A 24,326-nucleotide genomic window follows, 5' to 3' on the forward strand; every position below is an offset into this window, starting at 1 on the left:
TTTTTACGTATCGGCTAATCAGAAGCCGGTCGACTAGTGATCGTAGCCAGATTCCATGTCCGGTGCGCCGTTCGGATAGAAGCTGTTCCCCACCCATTCGCCGCCGGGATAGCGTTCCATCAGATAGTCGTACCAGCTTTGGCCCGGAGCAGGATTGCCGCCGGCCACTGCAAGGGTTTCGGCGTCACTCATATCCTTGATGAACGTCATTGCATGCCTCCATGTGAGTAGGGAGGCACAGCTTGCCGGGCGAACGCGATGAGCGCGATGGGTCAGGCGGGCTAGTACGGATGGGCTAAGTGCGGTCGACGGAAGCCGTCAGCTCTTCCACTCCAGCCCCATTTCCTCGAACATTTCCTTGTCCTCGCTCCAGCGTTCGTCGGTCTTGACATGCAGGAACAGGTGGACCTTCTGGCCGAGTAGTTCGGAGAGCTCCTTGCGCGCTGCTTCGCCGATGGACTTGATGCGGCTGCCGCCCTTGCCGAGCACGATGGCGCGCTGGTTGTCGCGCATCACCACGATCTGCTGGTGGATCTCGACGCTGCCGTCCTTGCGCTGGAGGTATTTCTCCGGCCGCACCGCGCTGTCGTAAGGCAGTTCCTCGTGCAGCTGCTGGTAGAGCTGCTCGCGCGTGATTTCGGTGGCGAGCAGGCGTTCGGAGGCATCGCTCACCTGGTCTTCGGGATACATCCACGGGCCTTCGGGCATCAGGTCCGCCAGCGCCTGTTTCATTTCCGGCACGCCGTCGCCGGTGAGGGCGGAAACGAAATAGATCTCCGCGAAGTCGACCTTCTCGCCCAGCTCCTGCGCCAGCGCGAGCAACGGCTCTTTCTTGGCGACATCGACCTTGTTGAGAACCAGGATCTTGCGCTCCGGACGGCTGGCGACCTGTTCCAGCAGCGGCTCCAGCTCGTGGCGGCGCTGCTTGACCGGATCGACCAGTAGCAGCACCGCATCGGCCGCTTCCGCGCCTTCCCACGCGGCGCTGACCATCGCGCGGTCGAGCCGGCGCTTCGGCGCGAAGATGCCGGGCGTGTCGACGAGGATCACTTGCGTCTTGCCGTGCAGCGCGATGCCCATCATCCGCGCGCGGGTGGTCTGTGCCTTGGCGCTGGTGATAGCGACCTTCTGGCCGACCAGCTGGTTGACCAGCGTGCTCTTGCCCGCATTGGGCGCGCCGAGGACGGCGACGACGCCGCATTTCGTGTCGGTCATTGTTTTTCCCCACGGCGCGTGGCCTTCGACAGGCTCAGGCTGAACGGATTTAAAAATTGGAGCGAGACCCGCTCATCCTGAGCTTGTCGAAGGACAGTCGCACACGTCATCCGAACTGCTCCATGAATGCCTGTGCGGCGGCCTTTTCGGCTTCGCCCTTGCTGGTCGCGCTGCCTTGCGCCTCGCCGACCTTGTGTACACTGACGCGGACGGTGAACCGCTGCGCGTGGTCGGGGCCGGAGCGCTCGACGATCTCGTATTGCGGCGGCGCGCGGCGATTGCCCGCGGCCCATTCCTGCAGCGCGCTCTTGGGATGCTTGGCCTTGCCCGCACCGCTTTCCAGCGCCGGGCGGAACAGCTGGTGGACGAGCTCTTTCGATGCCTCGAACCCGTTGTCGAGGAATTGCGCGCCGAGCAGGCTTTCGACTACATCGCCGAGGATGTTGTCGCTGTCGCGTCCGCCATCGGCGCGCGCCTGCTTGGAAATGCGGATATGGTCCGCCAGCCCGATGCCGCGCGCGACCTGTGCGCACATCTCGCGGCTGACGATCGCGTTGAGGCGCTGGGCGAGCTTGCCCTCCGGTGCCTCGCTCTGGGCGAACAGCCAGTCGGCGATGGACAGGCCGAGCACGCGGTCGCCGAGGAATTCGAGTCGCTCGTAATCGCGTGTTTCGCCCATGCTGCCATGCGTCAGCGCGGCGACCCAGCGGGCCTCGTCCTTCACGGTGAAGCCGTTCGTGGCGAGGAAGTCGCGGGTCTCGGGTTCAAGTGTCTGGGTCATATGTCGCTCCCGATCCGGTCCCAGCGGGCGGCGGTGAACCAGGTCCACGGCAGCAGCCATTCCGCGCTGCCGTCCGTCGACCACAGCACCATGCTGGCGCGCGCCACCAGCAGGCGCTGATCGACGAGGCCCACGCCGCCGCCGGCCTGCGCGGGAAAGCGGCTGTCCTGCGAATTGTCGCGATTGTCGCCCATCACGAACAGCTGGCCTTCGGGCACCACCACCGGATCGAAATCGTCCTTGGGCCAGGGGCCGAGGTCGATCACCGGATAGCTCTTGCCGTTCGGCAGTGTCTCGAGGAACTGCGTGTAGCGGCATGCAGGACCATCGGGCGTCTGCACTTCTTCGGCACGCATGTTGCACTGCGTGTTGAGGCTCATCGGCAGCAAGATCGGAGGTGCTGCCTGCTGCGGCACCGGTTCGCCATTGAGGAACACGGTCCCGCCGCGCATCGCCACCGTATCGCCCGGCAGGCCGATCACGCGCTTGACGTAATCGAAGCGGTCGACCGGATGCTTGAACACCACAACATCGCCGCGCTCCGGCACATTGCCGAATATTCGCTCGTCGGGCCCAGGCAGGCCGAGCGGCAGCGAATTCTCGTTATAGCCGTAGGGCCACTTGGCCGCGATCAGATAGTCGCCGGTGCGCAGGCTGGGCAGCATGCTTTCGCTGGGGATCGTGAAGAAGCTGAAGGCCAGCGTGCGGAACAGCAGCACGGCCAGCACCAGCTTGGCGCAGAACCACAGGAAGCTGGCCCAGCTTTCCTGTTTCGGCTCGTCGGCGGAACTTGCTTCGGCGCTCTTCGCTGTCATGCGGGGTTCTCAATCATCGCCCAGTCCCCTAGTCGCAGCCCTCGCAACCATCAAAGGATTTTCGCCCGCCATGCCGACCGCTGCCGAACTCTGGGACACTCTCGAAAACCTGCCGCGCCCGACCCTGGGCGAGCTGTTCAGCGCGAGCCGCGACGGCGGCGAGGGGGTGGACGAGCCGGGCGGGGACGAGCGTGTCGCGATGCTTTCGGGCCGGATCGAGCTGGAGGAGGGCGGCATCCTGTTCGACTGGTCGAAAACGCATCTCGACCGCGCGGTGATCGCTGCTTTCGAAGAGCTGGCCGAGGCGATGGACTTCGCGGGCATGCGGGCGAAGCTGTTCGGCGGCGAGGTGGTCAATCCGACCGAGGGTCGGGCGGCCGACCACGCGACCCTGCGCGGAACCGGCGACGAGGCGAAGGTCGAGGAAGCCGCCGCGCTGATCGACCGCATGGGCATGCTGGTCGAGGCGATCCATCAGGGCGCGCTGGGAGAGATCGAGCACCTGATCCACATCGGTATCGGCGGCAGCGCGCTGGGCCCGGCGCTGGGCGTCGACGCACTCTCTCGCGACCTCAGCTATTGCGACGTTCACGTCGTCTCCAACATCGACGGCGTGGCGCTGGAGGCCGCTTTTGCGAAATGCGATCCCGCCAAAACGCTGATAGCGGTGGCCAGCAAGACCTTTACGACCATCGAGACCATGACCAATGCGGAAAGCGCGCTGAAATGGCTGCGCGAGAACGGCGTGTCGGACCCCTCGGGCAGCGTCATCGCGCTGACGGCCAATCCCCAAGGGGCTGTCGAATGGGGCGTGGACGAGACGCGTATCCTGCCGTTCCAGGAAAGCGTCGGCGGGCGTTATTCGATCTGGTCCTCCATCGGCTTTCCCATCGCCATGGCCGTCGGGATGGACGATTTCCGAGCGATGCTGGCAGGGGCCAAGGCGGTGGACGAGCATTTCCGCGACACCGACGGCGTAACCAATCTCGTGCTGCGCGCGGCTTTCGCCGATCTCTATTACACTCGCGTGCGCGGCTGCCAGACGCGGGCGGTCTTCGCCTATGACGAGCGGCTCGGCCTGTTCCCCGACTACCTCCAGCAGCTGGAGATGGAATCGAACGGCAAGCGTGTGACCGCCGACATGAAGCCCGTCGACGGGCCGACCGCGCCGATCACCTGGGGCGGGGTGGGAACCGATGCGCAGCACGCGGTCTTCCAACTGCTCCACCAGGGCACGCATCTGATCCCGGTGGACTTCATCGCCAGCATCGCGCCGGGCGACGATCTCGACCCGGCGCATCACCGCATCCTGCTGATGAATTGCTTCGCGCAAGGCGCGGCGCTGATGGCAGGGAAGAAGGGCCTGGATCCGGCGCGCAACTATCCCGGCGACCGTCCCTCGGCGACGATCCTGTGCGACGACCTCGACGCGGCGGCACTGGGCGCGCTGATCGCGTTTCACGAACACCGCACCTTCGCTAATGCCGTGCTGATGGGAATCAACCCGTTCGACCAGTTCGGCGTGGAACTGGGCAAGCAGATGGCCAAGGCGATCGAGCAAGGCGGCGAGAGCTTCGATGCAAGCACCGAAGCATTGCTTAGTATCGCCGGATTGCAGCAGGCTTAGAGTGGCCTTAACATTTGAAATATTTGACTTAATTAAACGTATTGAGCTATCCGGCGCCCATTGCTGTGAGGGGAATGACGCTTGGCACTGGCCGACCGGGAATTGATGCTGCAGGAGTTCCGAAAGGCTTACGACCGGCTGGAAGCAGTCCGGAAGGCAGCGAAGGAAACTAGCGACGCGCGCGCCTTGTCGCATGCCGAGCATAATTTTCATGCGGTCGCGGAAAGTCTCGCGCGCCTCCTCACCCGTGCGGAGAAGCGCGCCAACGATTAGGCTGGCATGGCGATTGAAGTGCGTGCTGGAAAGTGCGCGGCGCTTGGCCTAAGCGCCGGCTCTATGACGACGACTATCCTGCTCTTGCTCGCGGGTTTAGCCTTGCTTCTGCTGGGCGGCGAACTGCTGGTTCGCGGTGCTTCGCGACTTGCCGAAAGGTTCGGACTCTCGCCGATGCTGGTCGGTCTGGTGATCGTAGGACTGGGAACCTCGACGCCCGAACTCGCGGCCAGCGTGCAGGCATCGCTCGCCGGATCGCCGGGTATCGCGATCGGCAATATCGTCGGATCGAACCTCGCCAACATCCTGCTGATCCTCGGCACCGCAGCGCTGATTGCGCCGATTGCCGTGGGTGCAAACGCCTTGTGGCGGGACGGCATGGTGGGGGTCGGCGGCGTGCTTCTGCTTTTGCTCGCCGGTTCTACCACCGGTCTCTCGCAACTGGCCGGTGGCGCATTCCTGCTGATCCTCGCGGCCTATCTCGCTCTCGCTTACCGGCAGGAGACGGCAAGCGCCGGCGCTTCGGCGGCAGGACAGCGCACCGCGGCTGCCGAGCATGCCGATCCGGGACTCCATCCCGAGGGTAGCGGCACGGCCGGCATCGCTGTGCCGATCCTGCTGTTCGTGGTCGGCACCGCCATCATCGTTGCCGGCGGTTACATCCTCGTCGATGCCGCCATCGACATGGCCGCGCGGCTGGGCGTCTCGGACGAAGTCATCGGCCTGACCGTGGTCGCTGCCGGCACATCGGCTCCCGAACTCGCCACCAGCGCCATCGCCGCCTTCCGCAAGGAGAGCGACATCGCGCTCGGCAACGTGCTGGGCTCCAACATCTACAACATCTTCTTCATCGGCGGCGTGACCGGCCTCGTCGCCCCCGGCCCGATACCCGGCGGGATCATGACGGTGGACCTCTGGGTGCTGCTCGCCGCATCGATCGTCGCCATTATTTTCGCCTACACTGGCGGTCGGCTCGGTCGGCGCGAGGGCGGACTGCTGGTTGTGGGCTATGTTGCCTTCCTCGCTGTCACGGCCGGTCTGGTCTGAGGGATACCTTCTCGCGATCCACGCTCAGCATGCGAAAAATTTTCGCATCGCTAATGCATGTTATCGCGCACGTGCATCTCTTAAGATATTAAGTTGCGGCAGCCGACCGTAGGACGAACGATCTTACTGTCCCAAACAGCGACAAATTGTCGACCCATCTGTTCGTCCACCCGCTTTTGCGGGGCGTCGGTTGCGTTCTTTTTCGGGAGGGGCCCATGCCGAGATACGTGTTGCACTACAGGGAAAATCGACACCAGGTCGAACACAAGATTGAATTCCAATCTGTCTGCCCGGCGAGCGTGCTGGATGTCGTCGCTCGCAAGAAGCAAGGGCTGGACGCCGATCTTTACGAAGACGGTCGGCCTCTATGCCATCTGACCAATCTCGGTCCGGAAGAGGTGTGGCTGGTGAGCCGGTTCAACGGTGATCGACGAGCTCGATGTGTACGGTGAAGAGGATGGTCCCATCCTCGTCCCGCGCATCGACAGCCAGTCCCTTGCTATCAAGGATCGATGGCTCGTTCTTCAGGATCTCGCCCGCAAATTCGACAGCTGCGACCTGTGCCGCGCGCTGGCTATCGAGTTCCGTGCCAAGCCGGTCGAACTCGCTCGAATGGTCGTGCAAGTCGAAAAAGTAGCGCGGCATCGAGCTGTCCATAATAGTTCCTTCTGTTAAACGCTCGAAGATAGATAAGTATTCCGTATTTCCGTGCTGGTTCGATCAACGGCGTTCCAGATGGAGATAGTCGCTGTTGAATTCAGCGATATCCTTTAGCTTGTCGATGTCGCAAATTTTCAGACGCCGCTGTTCGAATTCGATCAGACCCTCGCTGCGCATGCGCTGAAGGGTTCGATTGACGTGGACCGGTGTAAGTCCGATCGTATCGCCCAACTGGTTTTGCGTTAGCGGCAGGTGGAATTCGTCGCCGTCTGCAAGCCCGACGATTGTCATGCGTAGCCATAGTTCGCAGAAGATGTGCGCCATGCGTTCGTAAGCGAAGCGCTGACCCAGATTTGTCAGCCACTGGCGCAGGATCGATTCGTCCACGAGGCTCGACCACCACAAACCTCTCGCGATGCGCGGGCTCGAATTGAAGGCCTCGAGAATCTGATCTTTGGACACCGCTGCACATTTGAGGTCGCTGAGAGCACCGATTCCGTGATCCATCCGCTTAAGGACGAAGACGAAGGGATCGCAAATGTCGCCCGGCAGGAGATAGCCGGTAATCTGCCGCTTGCCTTAGGGCAGCAGCTTGTAACGAAAAGCCCACCCTTCCAGCTGAATGAAGACCTGTTTCGGTGGAGCAGATTCCTCGATCAGATCGTCCCCGGCACTCAGCGTGCGAACATCGGAGCACAGCTCGGTAAGGATCGCGCGATCGTCTCCATCCAGATCGGTGAAGCAGCTAAGTCGTCTTTCGAGCGGAGTGCTCATTCTCGGTCTTCCCCCCGGATCATGCGCCTTGTTGGTCAAACGCCTGTCCAATTCGATCGGTCAGGCGCAATAACAAAAGTTACAGGGCATCGCATTATGCGCGCATTAGATTGACTTTTTGCACTGCAGCATCCACATGGCGGCCATCGAAGCGCGCTAGCCAGCGTGAAGCGGCGATAGGAGAGACATCCATCGCCCCGGCCGCGCCTCGGTCCAGTTTCCAAGACTTCCCTTTTCACGCGGGTGGTTCCAACCCCCGCGCCGCGCGACCCTTGCGTCTGCGCGCCGCATATTTTGCGAGTATTCATGACCAAATTCACCGACCTCGGGCTGTCGCAGCCCGTACTCCAGGCCCTCGACATGAAGGGCTACGACACGCCGACGCCGATCCAGGCGCAGGCCATCCCGCCGGTCCTCGAAGGTCGCGACCTGATGGGCATTGCCCAGACCGGCACCGGCAAAACCGCGGCTTTCATGCTGCCGAGCATCGACAATCTGCGCGAGGCGGACAACCAGACGCCGTTCAAGTCCTGCCGCATGCTGGTGCTCGCGCCAACGCGCGAACTCGCCGGACAGATCGCCCAGAGCGCCAAGGATTACGGCGCGATGGCGGGCCTCAAGGTCCAGTCGATCGTCGGCGGCACCTCGGTCAACAAGGACCGCAACAAGCTGCATCGCGGCACCGACATCCTCGTCGCTACGCCCGGCCGCCTGCTCGACCTCATCGACCAGAAGGCCTTCACCCTCGACAAGGTCGAGATCCTCGTCCTCGACGAGGCGGACCAGATGCTGGACCTCGGCTTCATCCACGCGCTGCGCCGCATCAGCCAGCTGGTGCCCGAAGACCGGCAGACGCTGTTCTTCAGTGCCACCATGCCCAAGCAGATCCAGGAGCTGGTCGGCAAATATTGCCGCAATCCGGTCAAGGTCAGCGTGACGCCCGAAAGCACCACGGCAGAACGGATCGACCAGTATCTCTTCATGGTCCAGCAGGATGAGAAGCAGACGTTGCTCGAGATGATCCTGAAGGAACGCCACGAGGTGCCCGGCAAGTTCGAGCGTGTGTTGATCTTCGCCCGCACCAAGCATGGCTGCGACCGTATCGTGAAGAAGCTCGGCCAGGCGGGCGTCCCGGCCAATGCCATCCACGGCAACAAGAGCCAGCCGCAGCGCGAACGCGCGCTCGACGAGTTCAAGCGCGCCAAGACGCCGATCCTCGTCGCGACCGATGTCGCGGCCCGCGGGATCGACATTCCCGGCGTCAGCCACGTGCTGAATTACGAGCTGCCCAACGTGCCCGAGCAATACGTCCACCGTATCGGCCGTACCGCGCGTGCAGGCCGCGATGGCGTGGCGATCGCCTTCTGCGCCGAGGACGAGCGCGATTATCTCAAGGATATCCGCAAGAAGACCGATGCGGAGTTCGAGCGCTTGCCGCTACCGGACAATTTCCGCGCCGTGGTGGAAGGCGTCGGCCCGACCAAGCGCGAACAGAAACCGCGTCTTGCCAAACCCAAGGTGCGCCCTGCGGGCGGCGCGGCGAAGAAGCCCAAGCCGAAGCAGAAGCACACCGCGCGCAAAGGCAAGCCCGACGGCGCAGGGCAGGGCCGTCCGCAGGGCGGGAAGCCCGGTGGCGGCCGCAACCGGAACCGCAATCGCAACCGCTCGCGTGCGGCGCAGGGCTGACCGACTGGACACTCGTGCCCGCCACGCGCAAATATCCTTAGATCTACGGCAGGCTGGAGCTGACTGATGGAATCGGGTTTCAAACCGAAGATAACTCCGATCGACCGCATCCAGGAAAACCTCGTCGCTCGCGTCGAGCGCAAGGCTCTCAACTGGCTATGCGCGCGGCTGCCGCGGCGGGTTTCGCCCGACATGCTGACCGCTCTGGGCATGGTCGGAGCGGTTCTGGTATTCGTGGGGTATCTTGGAAGCAATGCGGACCGCGACTGGCTCTGGCTCGCAGTGGCCGGATATGTGGTTCACTGGTTCGGAGATTCGCTCGACGGCAGTCTGGCGCGTTACCGGAAGATCGAACGCCCGCGATATGGCTATTTCCTCGATCATAGCTGCGATGGATTGGCGACGACGCTGCTGGTCGTCGGCATCGGACTAAGCCCCTACGTCGAACTCGAGGTCGCGCTCATCGCCCTGGCCGGATATCTGCTGATGTCCATTCATGCCTTCCTGTCGGTTCGCGTTCTCGGCGAGCTGCGGCTGTCCTACATGAATGCCGGACCCACCGAGCTGCGCCTTGTCCTCATCGCGCTGACCCTGGCGATGTATTATGCAGGGCCCGAGGCGCCGATCCTCTGGCAGCTCAACGGTTTCGACCTGTTTGTCGGAGCGGTAGGCTGCCTGTTGGTGGCGCTGTTCGTCATCCAGACGGTACAGGTCGCAAGGCGACTGGCGGTGGAAGAACCGCCGCGAAATTGACGCTGCCTCTCGGTCTGTCGAAACGAAATGGCCGTCTATCCCAATTTCCGGCGTGGCTGCCTTTAGCGAGAGACCGGCGCAGAGATAACATCATCCCGCGCCGCCGCCGGAGCCGCATTGGCACGGGTCAATTGGGAACGGCTTCCATCTCCGGAGAGGCTATGCGCAGCCGCGCGAAGGCTTCGGGCATCGTTTCGGCCAGCCAGTCGAGCATGCCTTCGCGAATGTCACAGCGCAAATCGAACAGCGCGGAGGAATCCTTGGCGCTCATCAACAGACGGACCTCGATCGCATCCCGCATTGTCTCGGTGACCTGCGCCACCTGAACGCGTCCGTCCCAAAGGGCGTTCGCGTTGATCTGCCGTTCGAATTCGGCCCGGATCGGCGCAATCTTCGTCGCGGGGTCGAGGTAGAGCATCACCGAGCCGAGCAGCTGAGCGGTCTTCTTCGTCCAGTTCTGAAATGCGTCTTCGAGAAAACGCATGGTTGGCACGATCAGTCGCCGTTCGTCCCAGATTTTCACCACGACATAGGTGGTGCGGATGTCCTCGATCCGGCCCCACTCGCCCTCGATGATGACGACGTCGTCGATATTGATCGGCTCGGTCAGTGCCATCTGCGCCCCGGCGATCAATGACTTGAGCGCGGGTTGCGCCGCCGCCCCAACCGCAAGACCCGCCAGCCCCGCCGATGCGACAAGCGTTACGCCGATATCGCGGACGCCGGGGATCGAAAGCAGCATCAACCCCACGGTCACGAAGACGATGATGAAAGTGACGATCCGGCTGAGCATGGTCAGCCGTGTGCGCCGTCGCCGGGCGGCAAGATTGTCTGCCACGGTGATGTCGGCGCGCAGTTTCATCGCCTCCACCAGTGCGTGCAGGGTTGCCAGTGCGATCCAGCCGATCAGTGCAGGCATTATGAAGCCAGCAAGTTTTTGCCAAATCGCTTCGAAAGCGGGAATCTCGCGCGCGGTTATAACCAGGGCTAGCGCAATCAACGCTACCCGCGTCGGCATCGCCAGCCGTCTGACAAGCATATTGTCGGATTCGCTGTTCGACGATCTGGCGAAGCGGCGCAGCAGGCGGAAGGCCAGCCAGTGGACGGCAAGCGCCACCGCGGTCGCCGCAGCGGCGAAAGCGAGGTAGTTCCACGGATAGGGCAGGAACTCGGCTCCACCGTCGATAATTTCGGCAATCGGTTGCTTCATGCTGTCTCCCGATGTGTTGCGGGTTCGGGCAGCATCCCCTCCCAGAGACTATCGTTGCAATGGATCGCACAGGCTTGCGGTTCCCCTGCGCAGCGGCACGGAACGGATCGGGTAAGGCCCTTGTGCTGTTCACCCGAAAGCCCCAATTGCACCGGCGAACAGAGATTGGAGACAGATTTTGGCGACAGAACCCGGCGGCGAATACGATTTCGACCTCTTTACTATCGGTGCGGGTTCGGGCGGGGTGCGCGCATCGCGCGTGTCCGCCGCACACGGAGCGAAGGTGGCGATCGCGGAGGAGCACCGGGTCGGTGGCACCTGCGTTATTCGCGGGTGCGTGCCCAAGAAGATGCTCGTCTACGGCGCGCATTTCGCCGAGGATCTGGAAGATTGCCAGCGCTTCGGCTGGGAAATCGGCGAGCGCAAGTTCGACTGGAAGACCTTGCGCGACAATGTCCTCGACGACGTGACGCGGATCGAGGGTGCCTATACCGACACGCTCGAGAACCATGACGTCTCCATCTTCAAGGAACGTGCCGAAATCACCGGCCCGCACGAGATCACGCTGGCGAGCGGCAAGACCGTCACCGCGAAATACATCCTGATCGCCACCGGCGCGCGCCCGCGCATGCCCGAATGCCAGGGGGCGGAGCATGCCATCAGCTCCAACGAGGCTTTCCACCTCGACGCGCTCCCGGAAAAGATCATCATCGCGGGTGGCGGCTACATCGCCAACGAGTTCGCCGGTATCTTCAACGAGTTCGGCTGCGATGTGCACATCGTCAATCGCGGCGACCGCCTGCTGCGCAGTTACGACGAGGCTGTGCGCGACCGGCTGCTGCAGATCAGCACGATGAAGGGGATCAAGTTCCGCTTCAACACGACTTTCGAATACATCAAGCCATGCGACGAGGGCGGATACTTCGTGAAGATGTCCGATTGCGACGAGGAGAAGGCCGACCTCGTCATGTTCGCCGTGGGGCGGATTCCGAACACGGAAGGACTCGGCCTCGACACGGCGGGCGTGGAGCTGGGCGATGGCGGCGAGGTCAAGGTCGACCGCTTCAGCAAGACCAATGTCGATCACATTTATGCCGTCGGCGACGTGACCGACCGCGTGCAGCTGACCCCGGTTGCCATCCGCGAGGGCCAGGCCTTCGCCGACACCGTTTTTGGCGGGCACGATCCGGTCGCGGTCGACCACAGCTGTATCCCCAGCGCCGTCTTCAGCCACCCGCCGATCGCGGCGGTCGGAATGACCGAAGGCGAGGCGAAGAATGCGCTTGGCAGCGTGAAGGTCTATCTCTCCGATTTCCGGCCGATGAAGAATGTTCTGGCGGGCCGCAACGAGCGCAGCCTGATGAAGATGGTCTGCGACGGCGATAGCGGCAAGATCGTCGGCATCCACATGATCGCTCCCGAAGCGCCGGAAATGATGCAAGCCGCCGCGATCGCGGTGAAGGCGGGTCTTACGAAGGCCGATTTCGATGCGACCACCGCGATCCACCCGACCATGGCGGAAGAGCTGGTGTTGATGCGCTAGGCGAAGCGACCCGGCGATAGCTGTTCCGGCGTCACGCCAACAGTCTGCAATTCCTCCGGCCATTTCGCGCCGGTCGCCAGTGCTTCGGCGGCGAGCGCCATTGCAGGCGAGGTCTGCAAGCCGAAGCCGCCTTGTCCGGCCAGCCAGAAGAAGCCCGGAGCTTGCGGATCGAAGCCGCAGACCGGCAACCGGTCGGGCGTGAAGGTCCTGAGGCCGGCCCACTTGCTCGCGAGGCGAGGGATGGCGAGCGTCGTCGCCTGCTCGACGCGCCAAGCGGCAAGGGCGATATCCTCCTCTTCTGGCTGCGCATCGCACGGGTCCGACGGATGCTCGTCCATCGGGCAGGCCAGCAGGCGGCCGCGCCCTTCCGGCTCGATGTAGAAGCTGGGACCGACCGTCTTGGTGAAGGGCCATGCCGAGACGTCCATGCCATCGGGCACATCGAAGGTAATGACCGTGCGCCGCAGCGGCACGAGGCCGAGAGGAGCGATGCCCGCCAGCCGCGCGATTGCGTCGGCCCAGGCCCCGGCGGCGTTGACCACGACCTTCGCTGAGTAGCTGTTGACCGACGTATCGACGATCCAAGCCGCGCCGTCGTGACGCAGCGACGTTACCGGCGATTGTGTCGCGATCTCGCCTCCTGCCGCGAGCAAGGCGTGCCTGTGCCCTTCGAGCAGCGCGTGGGCATCGAGTTTGCGACCGGCTTCGTCCAGCAGCGCGCCGATGATCCCGTTCTTGCCTTCGCGGAGCACAGGCACGAGCGAGCGCGCCTCGTCCGAGGATAGCCGCCGCAAGTCCGGCTGCCATTCGCGATAGCCGGCCTCGACGCGGTCGAGATCGCTCTCCTGCCCCTCCAAGGCGATGAACAGCGCGGGGTGCCTGCGCGCTCCCGGTTCCTCGAGCAGCGGCAGGCTCGCTGCGGTGAGCGCGCGCACCAGCGGGGCATCCATGTCGAAATGCGCGAAGGCGGCACTGCGGCCCGAGGAGTGTACGCCGGGAGAACCCTCCGCCTCGCAAACTACTACGCGGCCATGCTGCGCCAGCCGCGCGGCAGCGGAGAGGCCTGCGATGCCCGCTCCGATCACGAGGAAGTCGACCGTCTGCATGATCTGCGCACGATAGGCCGCTATAGCGGTGTCGCATAGCGCCAGCCTAGCCCAATCGCACCGGATCGGGACGAAGCGGCGCCGCGCATTGCGCCTGCGGGCATGGCTCGCCACAACCTGCTCAACGATTCGCCGATTTCGGGGAGATTGCATGAACACGCTGGCTTCGCGCGGACAATTGCGCGCGAGTTTCATTCGCTGGGCGCTCTTTACCGTGCCGCTGGTTTTCCTGCTGGGCTTCCTTAGCGGCATGGTCGGCAGCCCGGATTCGGCCTGGTTCCAGTCGCTTGAAAAGCCTGCGATCTATCCCGAGCCCAAGTGGTTCGGCATCGTCTGGTCGGTGCTCTATGTGATGATCGGCCTTGCCGTCGCCATGGTCGCCTCGGCCTGGGGCGCGCGGGGCCGCACGGCAGCCTTGTGGATGTTCGCTGCGCATTTCGTGCTCAATCTTGCGTGGACGCCGGTGTTTTTCGGGGCCCAGCAGATCACGGGGGCACTGGTGGTCATCGCATTGATGGCGGTCACGCTGGTGGCAGTGATCGGTCTGTTCTGGAAAGTCCGCAAAGCGGCAGGACTGCTGCTGCTGCCCTATCTGGCCTGGGTGTTGTTTGCCGGGGTGCTCAACTTCCAGTTCCTGCAGCTGAACCCCGATGGTGGAGCCGCCGCGAAAGACAGCGGCGCGGTCGAGCGGGTGAGAATTTAGTCTTTTTTTTGCGTGCGTGCCGGACAACCGTCCGGCCCTTGCGGCGGTACCAGCCCACACCCCCACCCGGCCACCCACGGCACGGTATTTTATGGGTGGCCGGGGGGGGGTGTGGGCTGGTGCCGCAAGCCTTCGACGGATGTCGAGGGCGCACCCAACAAAGAACTCTAGACAAACTCGTGCCCACCAACCATCTGCATCCCCATGCAATCCAAGAACCCCCTCGTCGCCGATTTCGTCAAACTCGCCAACTCGGCGGCCGGTACCTTGGCCGGCATGGGCCGCGAAGCGCGCGATGCGGCGCGGGAGCGGGCGAAGGAAACCTTCGGCGGGATGGATTTCGTCAGCCGCGAGGAATTCGATGCGGTCAAGATGATGGCCAGCAAGGCCCGCGAAGAAGCGGAAGACCTGAAAGCCCGCGTGGCGGCTCTGGAAGCCAAGGCGAAGTGATCGTCGCCCCTGCCATCAGGTAGGGGACGGGAATGCACCTTACAGCCCCTGCCATACTGCTTGCCGCGCGTCCGCATGGCGAGACTGCGGTGATCGCACGCATGCTGACCGAGCAGAGCGGCGTGGTCGCGGCCTATGTCGCGGGTGGTCGCGGGCGGCTGCTGCGGCCGGTGGTGATCCCGGGCAACATCGTGCAGGCGGAAATCCGCGCGAAGTCGGACAATCAGCTTCCCTTCGCCCGGATCGAGCTGATGACGAGCCGCGGGCCGTGGCTGTCGGAGCCGCTCCCCGCCGCCGCGATCGCATGGATTACGGCGCTGACCGCCGCCGTGCTGCCGGAGCGCAATGCCTATCCCACGCTCTACACGGCGCTCGGCGCATTGCTGGATGCCATCTGTTCTTCCGATGCCGCGCGGCAGTGGGTGGAGGCGCTGGCGGTCTACGAGGCGCTGCTGCTGCGCGAACTGGGCTATGGCGGACAGCGGCCTGCGATAGCCGACCTTGGGCAGGCCTTGGAAATTCTCGACCGCCAGGAGCCGCTGATCGCGCGCTACCTGCTTGCCGACACCCGCGCCGACGTTCTAGCCGCAAGACAGCTCCTGAGGCAGCGGCTGGCACGGATGGTGGAATGAAGATCGCGATATTTTCCGGCGACGGGATCGGACCCGAAGTGACGGCACAGGCGCGCCGCGTTCTCGATGCGCTCGACCTGCCGGGGCTGACCCTGTTCGAAGGCGATGTCGGCGCGGTCGCCTATCGCCGCCATGGCCACCCGCTTCCCGAAGAGACGCTGGAGATGGCGCGCGCAGCCGACGCCGTGCTGTTCGGCGCGGTCGGCGATTTTTCTTGCGACGACCTGCCGCGCGAGCTGCGCCCCGAACAGGCGATCCTCGGCCTGCGCAGCGAGCTCGGCCTGTTCGCCAACCTGCGCCCGGCGGCGGGCTTTCCGGGCCTCGAGCACTTGTCCTCGCTCAAGCCCGATGTCGCCCGCAGCATCGACCTGCTGGTTGTGCGCGAATTGAATGGCGACGTCTATTTTGGCGACAAGGGCGAGCGCGACAGCACCGGTGGGCGCGAGGGCTGGGACGCCATGTCCTATAACGAGGCCGAGGTGCGCCGCATCGCGCATGTCGCGTTTCGTGCGGCCATGGGGCGGGGCAAGCGCCTGACCAGCGTCGACAAGGCCAATGTCCTCGAAACCAGCCGCATCTGGCGCGAGACGGTAATCGAGGTGGCGGAGGACTATCCCGAGGTCGAGCTCGATCACATGTATGTCGACAATGCCGCCATGCAGCTGGTGAAATCGCCCGACCAGTTCGACACGATCGTCACCGGCAATCTGTTCGGCGACATCCTGTCCGATCAGGCCAGTGCTTGCGTCGGCTCCATCGGTCTGCTCGCCAGCGCCAGCCTCGGGGAGCGGCAGACGGAGTACGGGACCTTCGGCCTCTACGAACCGATCCACGGGAGCGCGCCCGATATCGCCGGGCAGGGCAAGGCCAATCCTGTGGCGGCCGTCCTCAGCCTCGCCATGCTGCTGCGCCACTCGCTGGGCCGCGAGGAAGATGCCGTGCGGGTCGAGCGCGCGGTTGAGGGCATCCTTGCAGACGGCGTCTTCGGCGGCGACCTCGGCGGCAGCGCTTCGACCTCGGAGATCGGAGACGCCATTGTTAGGAAGCTGCTAACCATATCTTGAGGAATGGCGGATATTCGCGTCATGCAATGGATATGAACCCGCAAACGCAGCCCGTCGTGGCCGGCCGGACCGGACCGCTGGACCTCGCCATCATCCTGCCGACGCTCAACGAGCGCGACAATCTTGCCCCGCTGGTCGAGCGGATCGAAGGGGCGCTGGGCGCAACCGGCTGGGAAGTCCTGATCGTGGACGACAATTCTGCCGACGGCACCAGCGACGAAGCTCGCCGCCTGTCGCTGACCGACAGCCGCGTCCGCGTGATCCAGCGCATCGGCCGGCGCGGGCTCTCGAGCGCAGCCATCGAAGGCTTCTGCGCCACCGCTGCGCCCTATGTCGCAGTCATGGACGCCGACCACCAGCACGATCCCAAGCTGCTCGTGGACATGCTCGCCGCAGTAAAATCGGGCGAGGCCGAAGTCGCCGTCGCCAGCCGCTTCGCCGAGGGCGCGAGCATGGAGGAATGGGGGCGTCCCGACCGCGAGAAGCTGTCGAGCGTCGCCAATTTCCTCGCTCGTAAGCTGACCGGCGTCGAGCTTTCGGACCCGATGAGCGGCTTTTTCCTGCTGCCCGCCGACACCGCGCGGAAGCTGGTACCCAATCTTTCAGGAATCGGGTTCAAGATCCTGCTCGACCTGCTCGCCACTTCGGACACACCGCTCAAGGTGAAGGATTTTCCGATGAACTTCTCCGCCCGCCGCTCCGGCGAATCCAAGCTCGATCGCGCGATCGCGCTCGATTTCCTCGCCGGGCTTTACGACAAGAGCTTCGGCCGCGTGATCCCGACCCGCTTCGCGCTGTTCGGTACGGTCGGCGTGCTGGGCATCGGCGTGCACATGGCGATCCTCTACGCCTTCCTGCTGGTCGCAGGCACCGATTTCAGCTGGAGCCAGGCGGTCGCAACCTTCGGGGCGATGACCTTCAACTTCTGGCTCAATAATTTCCTCACCTATCGCGACCGGCGCCTGAAATCGGCGGACAAGGTGTTCTGGGGCTGGCTCAGCTTCATCGCCGCCTGCTCCATCGGTGCCTTCGCCAATGTCGCCGTGGCCACGACCCTGCACGACCGCGGCCTGCACGAAGTGCTCGCCGCACTGGTCGGCATCGGCATCGGCTCGGTATGGAACTACGCCCTCTCAAGCCGCTTCGTGTGGGGTAGGTATTAAGTTTTATGGTGTGCGCTATCGTCATCCGTTGATAGCTTGCTGAACAGCAAGGTCAGGACTGATGTCCTGACCGCACCCCTCAAAAATTACCTCCACGCCTCGATCCAGGTCCAAACGGCGAAGCTGTCCGGACCCGCCAGCGGCTCGGCGCTGAGGATCGAGTAGAACCACGCGAACACCAGTAGGCTGCCCACGATCGGGGCGAGGGCGGTCTTGCGCCAGCCGTTGCGCCATAGCGCGTCGCAGGCGAGCGCCAGTGCGGCCAGCAGCGGGAAGCTCGGCAGCGAATAGTGGTAGTAGAACTGGATCGGCTTGGCCGCGACGATCCAGAAGCCGAGGCTGACCGCATACAGGATCACCACGCCCAGCGCGGCCCAGTTGCGGCTCAGCAAGCCGTGGAACAGGCACCACGCCAGCCCGGCAAGGCCGAGATACATCGTCAGCGGATTGCCGATCAGCATGATCCCGCGCTGCACGCCGTTTACCGGCTCGTAGAGATACCAGATCGAGCGCGCGTTCAGCACCCAATCCTGCCAGGTCGACTGGTAGGGATGCGATTTCAGCACCTGCGTCTGCAGGTCGAGCATGAACCGGTGGTGGAACACCAGCCCCTCGGTGATCGGGTTCACGGCAAAGCGATAGGCCGGGAGGAAGGTCGCGGCATAGACCAGCAGCGGGACCCCGCCGAGCCAAAGCGCCGCTTCCACCAGCGTGATGCCAGGCACGGGTGCGCCGCGGCGGCTCAGCAGCAGGCGGCGGCGGCCAGCGAGCGTGCGGGCGATCAGAAAGGTCAGCCCCGGAAGGGTAGCAACCACCAGCGCGTTCCACTTCGATCCCATAGCGAGGCCAAGCGCCACGCCGGTCAGCGCCAGCCGCCAGCGGCCCTGCTCGGGCTGGCGGATCGCGGCGGCGAACTGCCATGCGGCCACGCTCAGGAAGGCGAGGTAGAAGATGTCGAGCATGGCGATGCGGGCATGCACGAACAGGTGGAAGCCGGTCGCCAGCAGCACGCCATAGGTCAGCGTCGCGAAGCGGCTGCACGTGGCGAACCACAAGGCACGCATGTTGGCGAACAGCGCGAGCGCGCCGAACAGCGTCGGCAGCAAGCGCCAGCCCCAAGGATTGTCGCCGAACAACGCGATGCCGAGCGCGATCAGCTCCTTGCCGACCAGCGGATGCTCGCGATTGGTGAACTCGCCCAACATAAGCAGCTCGCGCGCGGCGGGCAGGTAATGGACCTCGTCGAAATAGGCGTGCTGGACGACCGTCAGGAACGGCAGCGTCGCCAGCCAGAATGTCAGCGCCAGCGCGACGCACCAGCGCAGGGGATCGACGGGTTGCTCGGGCGCGCGGCTCATCGCGCGATGGCTTAGGCAGAGGCCCGCGCCCCGACAAGCGCGTTCACGAAGTTGTGCGCGACTCCAGCCAGAACAGGCGCGCGACCATCGCAAGGAGGCCGATACTGGCAGTCGCGGCGACAAACAGGATCCACAGCGGGACCTTCATGCCCTGCGCTCTCGCACGCGGCAAGACCAGGAAGACGGCCACGCCCATTGCGAAAAGCAGGTCCCACCAGACCTGCACACCCCACAGATTGCTCGTGTGGTTGAGCCAGACGGGCATCACGCCCTCGGTCGCAATCGTGACGGCCGTGTAGGCACCGAAGGCGGCCGAGAGCATGGCTGCCAGAATCGGGCTGCCAGTTTTATCGCGGCTTGCGAGCATGTAGCCGAGCGCGGCGAGGATGGCGACAAGTCCCCCGATAAAAAGAGCAATATACGGCGTCATGACGGCAGGCTCCCGAGTCGAATGTAGCGAGTGCTACACTTGTAGCGCTTTGTAGCACTCGCTACAAGCGTCGCCATGCCGCCTGCCCGGATGTCTCGCGAAACACTGCTGCCGCCGCTCGCCGCCTACGTAATGCAGCATGGGCTCGCCGATGCCTCGCTCCGCCCGCTGGCGAAGGCGGCGGGCACCAGCGATCGGATGCTGCTCTACCACTTTGGCAACAAGGACGCTCTGGTCGCCGCTCTCCTCGAATATCTGGCCGGCATGTTCGCCGATGCGCTCGATACCGCCTTTCCGCTGCAGCGTGCACCATCGCGTCGTGCCTGTGCGAAGACGGTGTATGACATTACCGGCAGGCCTGAATTCGCGCCTTTTCTTCGCGTCTGGTGGGACATCGTCGCCGGGTGCTCGAACAACAATGCAGCCTATTTCGACGCGGCAGGAGGAATCATGGACGTATTGCTCGACTGGGTGGTCGACCATCTGCCGGAAGGCGACCCCGACCCCCAGGCGGGTGCGCGCGCAGTGATGACCGTGATCGAGGGGGCGCAAATGCTGCGGTCTGTCGGGCGCCCCGATGTCGGCGAAGCGGGGCTTGCCGCGCTGGAAGGCTGACCCGCTTGCCGCTTCGCGCGCCTATGCTATCGCGCGGCCCATGAAGAAAACCACCGGCACCGACCGCTCGATCACCAGCAAATGGCGTCCCGCGACGCAGGCCGTGCGCGGCGGCACCTGGCGCAGCGAACATGGCGAGACCAGCGAGGCGCTGTTCCTCACCAGCGGCTACACCTACGACGACGCGCAGACCCCCGCCGATCGCTTCGCGGGCGAAATACAGGGCATGACCTATTCGCGCCTCCAGAACCCGACCGTCGCCATGCTGGAAGAGCGCATCGCGCTGATGGAGGGGGCAGAGGCCTGCCGTGCGCAGGCGAGCGGAATGGCGGCGATGACCACCGCGCTGCTGTGCCAGCTATCGGCGGGCGATCACGTGGTGGGTGCGCGTGCGGCTTTCGGCTCGTGCCGCTGGCTGCTCGATCATCTGCTGCCACGCTTCGGCATCGAGACCAGCGTGATCGACAGCGCTGACGACGATGCCTGGGAAGCGGCGATCAAGCCGAACACCAAGGCCTTCTTCTTCGAGACACCTGCGAACCCGACGCTCGACGTGGTCGACCTCGCCCATGTCTGCGGCGTGGCGAAGGCGCATGGCATCACTACCGTGGTCGATAATGCTTTCGCCACCAGTGCGCTGCAGAAACCGATGGATTTTGGCGCGGACGTGGTAGCCTATAGTGCGACCAAGCTGATGGACGGGCAGGGCAGGGTGCTCGCCGGCGCGGTCTGTGGATCGCAGGAATGGATCGACGAGGTGTTGCTGCCGTTCCAGCGCAACACCGGCCCCAATTGCGCGCCGTTCAATGCCTGGGTCGTGCTGAAGGGCCTGGAGACCCTCGACCTGCGCGCCCGCCGCCAGAGCGAGAATGCCGTTGCGCTGGGTGCTTTCATCGAGCCGCGCGTGCCGAAGATGCTCCACCCCGGCTTACCGAGCCATCCGCGCCACGATCTGGCGATGAAACAGATGGTCGCGACCGGCCCGATCTTCGCCTTCGACGTCGGCGATCGCACTACGGCCTTCGCCGTGCTCGACGCGCTCGAGCTGGTCGATATCTCCAACAATATCGGCGATGCGCGCAGCCTGATGTGCCATCCGGCCAGCACGACCCACGCCAATATGGGCGAGGAGGGCCGCGCCACAATGGGGGTTACCGAGGGGCTGCTGCGGATCAATGTCGGGCTGGAGGATGTCGAGGATCTCAAAGAGGACCTCGACCGCGCGCTATCCGCTGCAGGGCTCTAGCCGCCCCGCCAGCCCTTGCGCGCGGCCAGCTCGCCCAGTTCCTCTCCGAGCGCTTGCGCTGCCGAGCGAGCGCGGTGGCAGGGCGCATCGTCGGTCAGCGCAGCATAGGTGGCTAGGTCGGCATTGCGCAGGAGATCGATCATCAGCGCCTCGTCGCGTGTCATGCCCGTGGCGCAACAGGGCGCGAGCGTGAGTGTCCGGCGCGAGGACCGTGCAAGCTCGACGACGAAGCACCTTGTCAGAACCAGCAAACGGCGAAATCCGCTTCCCGCTACGTCCAGCGCCAGCATTGCCGCACGCGAGTCGTCGGGGCCTGCTATGGCCATGCGCCTGACGAGAACCAGCGCCAGCGACAATTCGCGCCGGGCAGGCAGGGGCAGGTCGAGCGCGGGCGCGGTGGATCGGTGGGTCATCGCAAATTCCTCCTTCGACCGCGATCATATGCTACTGCAAATCATTCGCAAGTCAGAAAGTGGGAAGTGCGGGGGATTTCCTGCCTGCGCTCTAGTGGCTGCTCACTCCATGGGCGCGGGCATCATGTCCAACGACGTCATGCTCCCCTCGAAGAACTCCATCAACACAGGCAGCCGGTAGGCACGGCGCAAGACATCGCACTGCGAAAGCGCGTCATCAACCACGCCTTCCTTTTTCGAGTTGCCGATCATCAAATAGACCGCCCAGGAGCGCGACGGTGAGCCGCCCTCTCCCGGCAGTGTAGGCAGCAGTTGCCGTGCGGTCGGCCCTCCATGTTCGCGGCGCGCCATGAATTCGCCATGCGAGAGCGGCGCATCGTAGCGCACCACCACCGGCACATCCTTCGCCCGGTCGCGGAGCGGCGGTGGGCGGATCGAGCCGGAACCGGTGACCACGATCTCGTATATGAGAGGCGGAGGAGCGTCCGTCAGCGCAGCCCCCGGACGCGGCGCGAAATCATAGCCGACACCGGCATAGGCGAGGCGACCTGTCAGGTTCTCCCGCGCCCAGCGGGCAAGCCAGAGACTGTCGGAGCGGACCTCGCGTAGGCGCGTCCGTACCTCCGGTTCACCTGTCCAAGCGGGTCGCTCCATCTCACGGGCAAGGCACGGCTCCCCGGGCACTTCGGCAAAGGCAGACATTTCGAGCATGCGCTGAAGATCGGGAGGGTAATCGGGAGTTTCGGTTGTGGCGCTGACCTGTGGTGCGCTCGGCATAGAGCTTTGCGCCCGCCGGTCGACCGGCGGAGTCTCAGTCGGCGCGCAAGCCGCCATCAGGCTCACGCAAGCTGCACCCAGACCGAGAGGCCCTCACGTCATTCCTCGTCAGCCCCCTTGGTCGATCCAGGATCCCAGCGTTCGGTGAACGGGCTACTGACGACCAACAACAAGAACACGATAATGGAAACGATCGCGCCCAGCCACAATTCGCCCATGCCGCAAACGAGGCCGATCGCACCGGCGCACCAGATCGATGCGGCAGAGCCTGCGCCCTGCACGTAATTCCCTTCGCGGAACATCGCGCCTGCCCCGATGAAACCGATGCCGGTGATGACGCCCTCGATGACGCGCGTCGGGTCGATCTGCGCCTGGCTGTCGTTGCTCGACTGCAGCAGTTCGATGGAACCGATTAGCAGTCCGCAGGCCGCCACCGAGATGATGACGAAGGGTCGGAAGTCGATGGGCTTCTTGTGAAAGAACCGCTCCAGCCCGACGATCAGGGGAAACAAGGTCGCTGCGCCCAACCGCCAGGCAACATCGAACCAGCTGAGCGAGGAGGGGTGCAACATATCCGTCATAAACAGGGCAACGTTGCGCGGTGCTTTCGTTTCCGCCTAAGTCCCGGTGCGAAAGGCAGGAAACCGCATGACCCGCACCATCGAATACATCCTCGATCTCGCCGCGCCAAACGGGTATCTCGCGTGGTATCCGCTCAAGGCCATCGCAGAGCGGACCGGGGTGGATCTGGTAGTAACGCCAGTTTTCCTCGGCGGGATGCACAAGCTGACCGGCAATGCTCCGCCGATGTTCCGAGATAAGGACGTGAAGGGCAAGGTTCCCTATGCCGCGCTTGAATTCCAGCGTTTCCTCGACCGGCACGGGATGAGCGAGTTTCGTATGCATCCTGCGCTGCCGTTCAATTCGATCCTGCTCCAGCGCATCCTCGTCGCCGCGCGGGACGAAGAAGAGCGGGGGGCGCTGGTGGAGGCGTTCCAGCCTGCCGTGTGGGAGCGCAATATAGACTGCGGGGACGTGGAGGCGGTCCGCGCGGTGCTGGAAGGAGGGGGATTCGAAGCGGGCCGCCTGCTTGCCGCGACGCAGGAGGCCGAGGTCAAGCAGAGGCTGATCGACAACACGAGCCACGCCGTCGAACGCGGCGCCTTCGGCATACCGACCGTCTTCGTCGGCGAGGAAATGTGGTTCGGGAAGGAACGCCTCGGGCAGATCGAGGACTATCTGTCGGGCGGAAAGCCCTGACCTAGAGCGCGAGCAGCGCCGCGCTGGCGAGAGTCAGTGGTGCCAACCATACCGTCGCGAGCCCGCTCTGTTCGCGCACGAGGCGCTGGATGAATGCGAATACCATCGAAACTGTCCCGTTGCTTCGGTCGTCCGACCCCTCGGACTGCCGTAACGTAAGCATGCGGAACTTAGCGCTCCCTCTCACAATGCGGTAAATCGAAATTAACCTTTCGTGCAAACCCCGCATGGAGGATAACTGCCGCTTTTCCGCGGCCGAAGGGTTGCACAGCGCCACCTGCGCCTTACGTTGGGGATGTGATCAAGGAGCTTTTCCAGCATGCCGCCACGACCGACGGGATTACCGTCCGGGTCGCGGTGAACTTCCTGCCCGAGCAGTCCCAGCCCGAAGCGGGCAAGTGGTTCTGGGTCTATCACATCCGCATCGAGAACGGCTCGCACGAGCGCGTCCAGCTGATGACCCGCCACTGGCGCATTACCGATGGGCGCGGCATGGTCGCACATGTCGATGGCGAGGGCGTGGTCGGCGAACAGCCGGTGCTGCATCCGGGCGAGAGCCACGATTACGTCAGCGGCTGCCCGCTGGAAACGCCGCACGGGTCGATGGAAGGCTTCTACACCTTCCACGCCGAAGACGGCTCGCCGCTGGAAATCCGCATCCCGTTCTTCCCGCTCGCGGCGCCTGCGACGGCGGATTGATTCCCAAATCGTCATCCCAGCGAAGG

The 24,326-nt window shown here is 64.1% G+C and carries 29 protein-coding genes; 15 read left to right on the top strand and 14 right to left on the bottom strand.

What is annotated here, in order from left to right; translation table 11 throughout:
- Window positions 1-33 precede the first annotated feature (33 nt).
- The 4 genes from P8R33_RS06865 to lepB form a co-directional block, all read right to left on the bottom strand.
- Window positions 34-210: a hypothetical protein gene (locus tag P8R33_RS06865; protein WP_278328248.1), complete on the bottom strand. Its 177-nt coding sequence runs from the start codon at window positions 208-210 to the stop codon at window positions 34-36.
- A gap of 108 nt (window positions 211-318) precedes the next feature.
- Window positions 319-1,215 (bottom strand): GTPase Era, encoded by an 897-nt coding sequence (era, locus tag P8R33_RS06870; RefSeq protein WP_278328249.1) that lies wholly within the window; start codon window positions 1,213-1,215, stop codon window positions 319-321.
- A 106-nt stretch (window positions 1,216-1,321) separates the two neighbouring features.
- Entirely contained in the window at window positions 1,322-1,996 is a 675-nt protein-coding gene (rnc, locus tag P8R33_RS06875) for a ribonuclease III (protein WP_278328250.1), read from the bottom strand.
- Entirely contained in the window at window positions 1,993-2,811 is an 819-nt protein-coding gene (gene lepB, locus P8R33_RS06880) for a signal peptidase I (RefSeq protein ID WP_278328251.1), read from the bottom strand. The genes rnc and lepB overlap by 4 nt, the downstream gene beginning before the upstream one ends.
- Before the next feature lie 70 nt (window positions 2,812-2,881).
- Here lepB and pgi point away from each other — a divergent pair, with 70 nt between their 5' ends.
- The 3 genes from pgi (at window position 2,882) to P8R33_RS06895 (ending at window position 5,758) form a co-directional block, all read left to right on the top strand.
- Window positions 2,882-4,438: a glucose-6-phosphate isomerase gene (gene pgi / locus P8R33_RS06885; protein ID WP_278328252.1), complete on the top strand. Its 1,557-nt coding sequence runs from the start codon at window positions 2,882-2,884 to the stop codon at window positions 4,436-4,438.
- An 81-nt stretch (window positions 4,439-4,519) separates the two neighbouring features.
- A complete protein-coding gene (locus P8R33_RS06890; protein ID WP_278328253.1) occupies window positions 4,520-4,711 on the top strand; it encodes a hypothetical protein in 192 nt (63 codons plus the stop codon).
- A gap of 63 nt (window positions 4,712-4,774) precedes the next feature.
- The gene (locus tag P8R33_RS06895) at window positions 4,775-5,758 is read left to right on the top strand and encodes a calcium/sodium antiporter (protein ID WP_278328254.1); all 984 of its coding nucleotides are present in this window, start codon (window positions 4,775-4,777) and stop codon (window positions 5,756-5,758) included.
- Window positions 5,759-6,175: 417 nt separating this feature from the next.
- Here the strand turns inward: P8R33_RS06895 and P8R33_RS06900 are convergent, their stop codons facing one another.
- From P8R33_RS06900 to P8R33_RS06910, 3 genes are all read right to left on the bottom strand, one after another.
- On the bottom strand, window positions 6,176-6,415 hold the full coding sequence (locus tag P8R33_RS06900) for a DUF6894 family protein (RefSeq protein ID WP_278328255.1): 240 nt from the start codon (window positions 6,413-6,415) through the stop codon (window positions 6,176-6,178).
- A gap of 63 nt (window positions 6,416-6,478) precedes the next feature.
- Window positions 6,479-6,880, bottom strand: a complete 402-nt coding sequence (locus P8R33_RS06905) for a Crp/Fnr family transcriptional regulator (protein WP_278328256.1) — start codon at window positions 6,878-6,880, stop codon at window positions 6,479-6,481.
- 117 nt (window positions 6,881-6,997) lie between these two features.
- On the bottom strand, window positions 6,998-7,192 hold the full coding sequence (locus P8R33_RS06910) for a cyclic nucleotide-binding domain-containing protein (protein ID WP_278328257.1): 195 nt from the start codon (window positions 7,190-7,192) through the stop codon (window positions 6,998-7,000).
- 306 nt (window positions 7,193-7,498) lie between these two features.
- Between P8R33_RS06910 and P8R33_RS06915 the strand changes: the two genes are divergently transcribed.
- Both P8R33_RS06915 and P8R33_RS06920 read left to right on the top strand, forming a co-directional pair.
- Window positions 7,499-8,878, top strand: a complete 1,380-nt coding sequence (locus tag P8R33_RS06915; protein ID WP_278328258.1) for a DEAD/DEAH box helicase — start codon at window positions 7,499-7,501, stop codon at window positions 8,876-8,878.
- A 66-nt stretch (window positions 8,879-8,944) separates the two neighbouring features.
- Window positions 8,945-9,631 carry a CDP-alcohol phosphatidyltransferase family protein gene (locus P8R33_RS06920; protein WP_278328259.1) on the top strand — a complete coding sequence of 229 codons (687 nt, stop codon included), beginning with the start codon at window positions 8,945-8,947 and terminating at the stop codon, window positions 9,629-9,631.
- A 127-nt stretch (window positions 9,632-9,758) separates the two neighbouring features.
- Here the strand turns inward: P8R33_RS06920 and P8R33_RS06925 are convergent, their stop codons facing one another.
- On the bottom strand, window positions 9,759-10,841 hold the full coding sequence (locus P8R33_RS06925) for a mechanosensitive ion channel family protein (RefSeq protein ID WP_278328260.1): 1,083 nt from the start codon (window positions 10,839-10,841) through the stop codon (window positions 9,759-9,761).
- Between the two features lie 178 nt (window positions 10,842-11,019).
- On the opposite strand from P8R33_RS06925, the gene gorA reads away from it, so the two are divergent.
- Complete coding sequence (gene gorA, locus P8R33_RS06930; RefSeq protein ID WP_278328261.1) at window positions 11,020-12,384, top strand: glutathione-disulfide reductase; 1,365 nt, start codon at window positions 11,020-11,022, stop codon at window positions 12,382-12,384.
- On the opposite strand, the gene P8R33_RS06935 is transcribed toward gorA, so the two are convergent.
- Window positions 12,381-13,490 (bottom strand): NAD(P)/FAD-dependent oxidoreductase, encoded by a 1,110-nt coding sequence (locus P8R33_RS06935; protein WP_278328262.1) that lies wholly within the window; start codon window positions 13,488-13,490, stop codon window positions 12,381-12,383. The genes gorA and P8R33_RS06935 overlap by 4 nt on opposite strands.
- 151 nt (window positions 13,491-13,641) lie before the next feature.
- Between P8R33_RS06935 and P8R33_RS06940 the strand changes: the two genes are divergently transcribed.
- The 5 genes from P8R33_RS06940 (at window position 13,642) to P8R33_RS06960 (ending at window position 17,502) form a co-directional block, all read left to right on the top strand.
- The gene (locus tag P8R33_RS06940) at window positions 13,642-14,193 is read left to right on the top strand and encodes a TspO/MBR family protein (protein ID WP_278328263.1); all 552 of its coding nucleotides are present in this window, start codon (window positions 13,642-13,644) and stop codon (window positions 14,191-14,193) included.
- A gap of 204 nt (window positions 14,194-14,397) precedes the next feature.
- Window positions 14,398-14,643: an accessory factor UbiK family protein gene (locus tag P8R33_RS06945; RefSeq protein ID WP_278328264.1), complete on the top strand. Its 246-nt coding sequence runs from the start codon at window positions 14,398-14,400 to the stop codon at window positions 14,641-14,643.
- Window positions 14,644-14,675: 32 nt separating this feature from the next.
- A complete protein-coding gene (gene recO, locus P8R33_RS06950; RefSeq protein ID WP_278328265.1) occupies window positions 14,676-15,275 on the top strand; it encodes a DNA repair protein RecO in 600 nt (199 codons plus the stop codon).
- On the top strand, window positions 15,272-16,339 hold the full coding sequence (leuB, locus tag P8R33_RS06955) for a 3-isopropylmalate dehydrogenase (RefSeq protein ID WP_278328266.1): 1,068 nt from the start codon (window positions 15,272-15,274) through the stop codon (window positions 16,337-16,339). The genes recO and leuB overlap by 4 nt, the downstream gene beginning before the upstream one ends.
- Window positions 16,340-16,371: 32 nt before the next feature.
- A complete protein-coding gene (locus tag P8R33_RS06960; RefSeq protein ID WP_278328267.1) occupies window positions 16,372-17,502 on the top strand; it encodes a glycosyltransferase family 2 protein in 1,131 nt (376 codons plus the stop codon).
- 86 nt (window positions 17,503-17,588) lie between these two features.
- Here P8R33_RS06960 and P8R33_RS06965 read toward each other — a convergent pair whose 3' ends face one another.
- Together P8R33_RS06965 and P8R33_RS06970 are read right to left on the bottom strand one after the other, a co-directional pair.
- The gene (locus P8R33_RS06965) at window positions 17,589-18,860 is read right to left on the bottom strand and encodes a phospholipid carrier-dependent glycosyltransferase (protein ID WP_278328268.1); all 1,272 of its coding nucleotides are present in this window, start codon (window positions 18,858-18,860) and stop codon (window positions 17,589-17,591) included.
- 43 nt (window positions 18,861-18,903) lie between these two features.
- Entirely contained in the window at window positions 18,904-19,290 is a 387-nt protein-coding gene (locus tag P8R33_RS06970) for a hypothetical protein (protein ID WP_278328269.1), read from the bottom strand.
- Between the two features lie 90 nt (window positions 19,291-19,380).
- Between P8R33_RS06970 and P8R33_RS06975 the strand changes: the two genes are divergently transcribed.
- Window positions 19,381-19,905, top strand: a complete 525-nt coding sequence (locus tag P8R33_RS06975) for a TetR/AcrR family transcriptional regulator (protein WP_278328270.1) — start codon at window positions 19,381-19,383, stop codon at window positions 19,903-19,905.
- Between the two features lie 40 nt (window positions 19,906-19,945).
- Window positions 19,946-21,151, top strand: coding sequence for an O-succinylhomoserine sulfhydrylase (gene metZ / locus P8R33_RS06980; protein ID WP_278328271.1), 1,206 nt, complete (start codon window positions 19,946-19,948; stop codon window positions 21,149-21,151).
- On the opposite strand, the gene P8R33_RS06985 is transcribed toward metZ, so the two are convergent.
- From P8R33_RS06985 to P8R33_RS06995, 3 genes are all read right to left on the bottom strand, one after another.
- The gene (locus P8R33_RS06985) at window positions 21,148-21,564 is read right to left on the bottom strand and encodes a DUF6628 family protein (RefSeq protein ID WP_278328272.1); all 417 of its coding nucleotides are present in this window, start codon (window positions 21,562-21,564) and stop codon (window positions 21,148-21,150) included. The genes metZ and P8R33_RS06985 overlap by 4 nt on opposite strands.
- Before the next feature lie 102 nt (window positions 21,565-21,666).
- Complete coding sequence (locus P8R33_RS06990; RefSeq protein WP_278328273.1) at window positions 21,667-22,341, bottom strand: hypothetical protein; 675 nt, start codon at window positions 22,339-22,341, stop codon at window positions 21,667-21,669.
- 98 nt (window positions 22,342-22,439) lie between these two features.
- Entirely contained in the window at window positions 22,440-22,922 is a 483-nt protein-coding gene (locus P8R33_RS06995; RefSeq protein WP_278328274.1) for an MgtC/SapB family protein, read from the bottom strand.
- Between the two features lie 67 nt (window positions 22,923-22,989).
- Here P8R33_RS06995 and P8R33_RS07000 point away from each other — a divergent pair, with 67 nt between their 5' ends.
- Both P8R33_RS07000 and apaG read left to right on the top strand, forming a co-directional pair.
- The gene (locus P8R33_RS07000) at window positions 22,990-23,601 is read left to right on the top strand and encodes a 2-hydroxychromene-2-carboxylate isomerase (RefSeq protein ID WP_278328275.1); all 612 of its coding nucleotides are present in this window, start codon (window positions 22,990-22,992) and stop codon (window positions 23,599-23,601) included.
- A 300-nt stretch (window positions 23,602-23,901) separates the two neighbouring features.
- Window positions 23,902-24,300, top strand: coding sequence for a Co2+/Mg2+ efflux facilitator ApaG/CorD (gene apaG / locus P8R33_RS07005; protein ID WP_278328812.1), 399 nt, complete (start codon window positions 23,902-23,904; stop codon window positions 24,298-24,300).
- The last annotated feature ends 26 nt before the right edge of the window (window positions 24,301-24,326 follow it).

It is taken from the genome of Qipengyuania flavescens, assembly GCF_029688735.1.
Taxonomy (GTDB): Bacteria; Pseudomonadota; Alphaproteobacteria; order Sphingomonadales; family Sphingomonadaceae; genus Qipengyuania.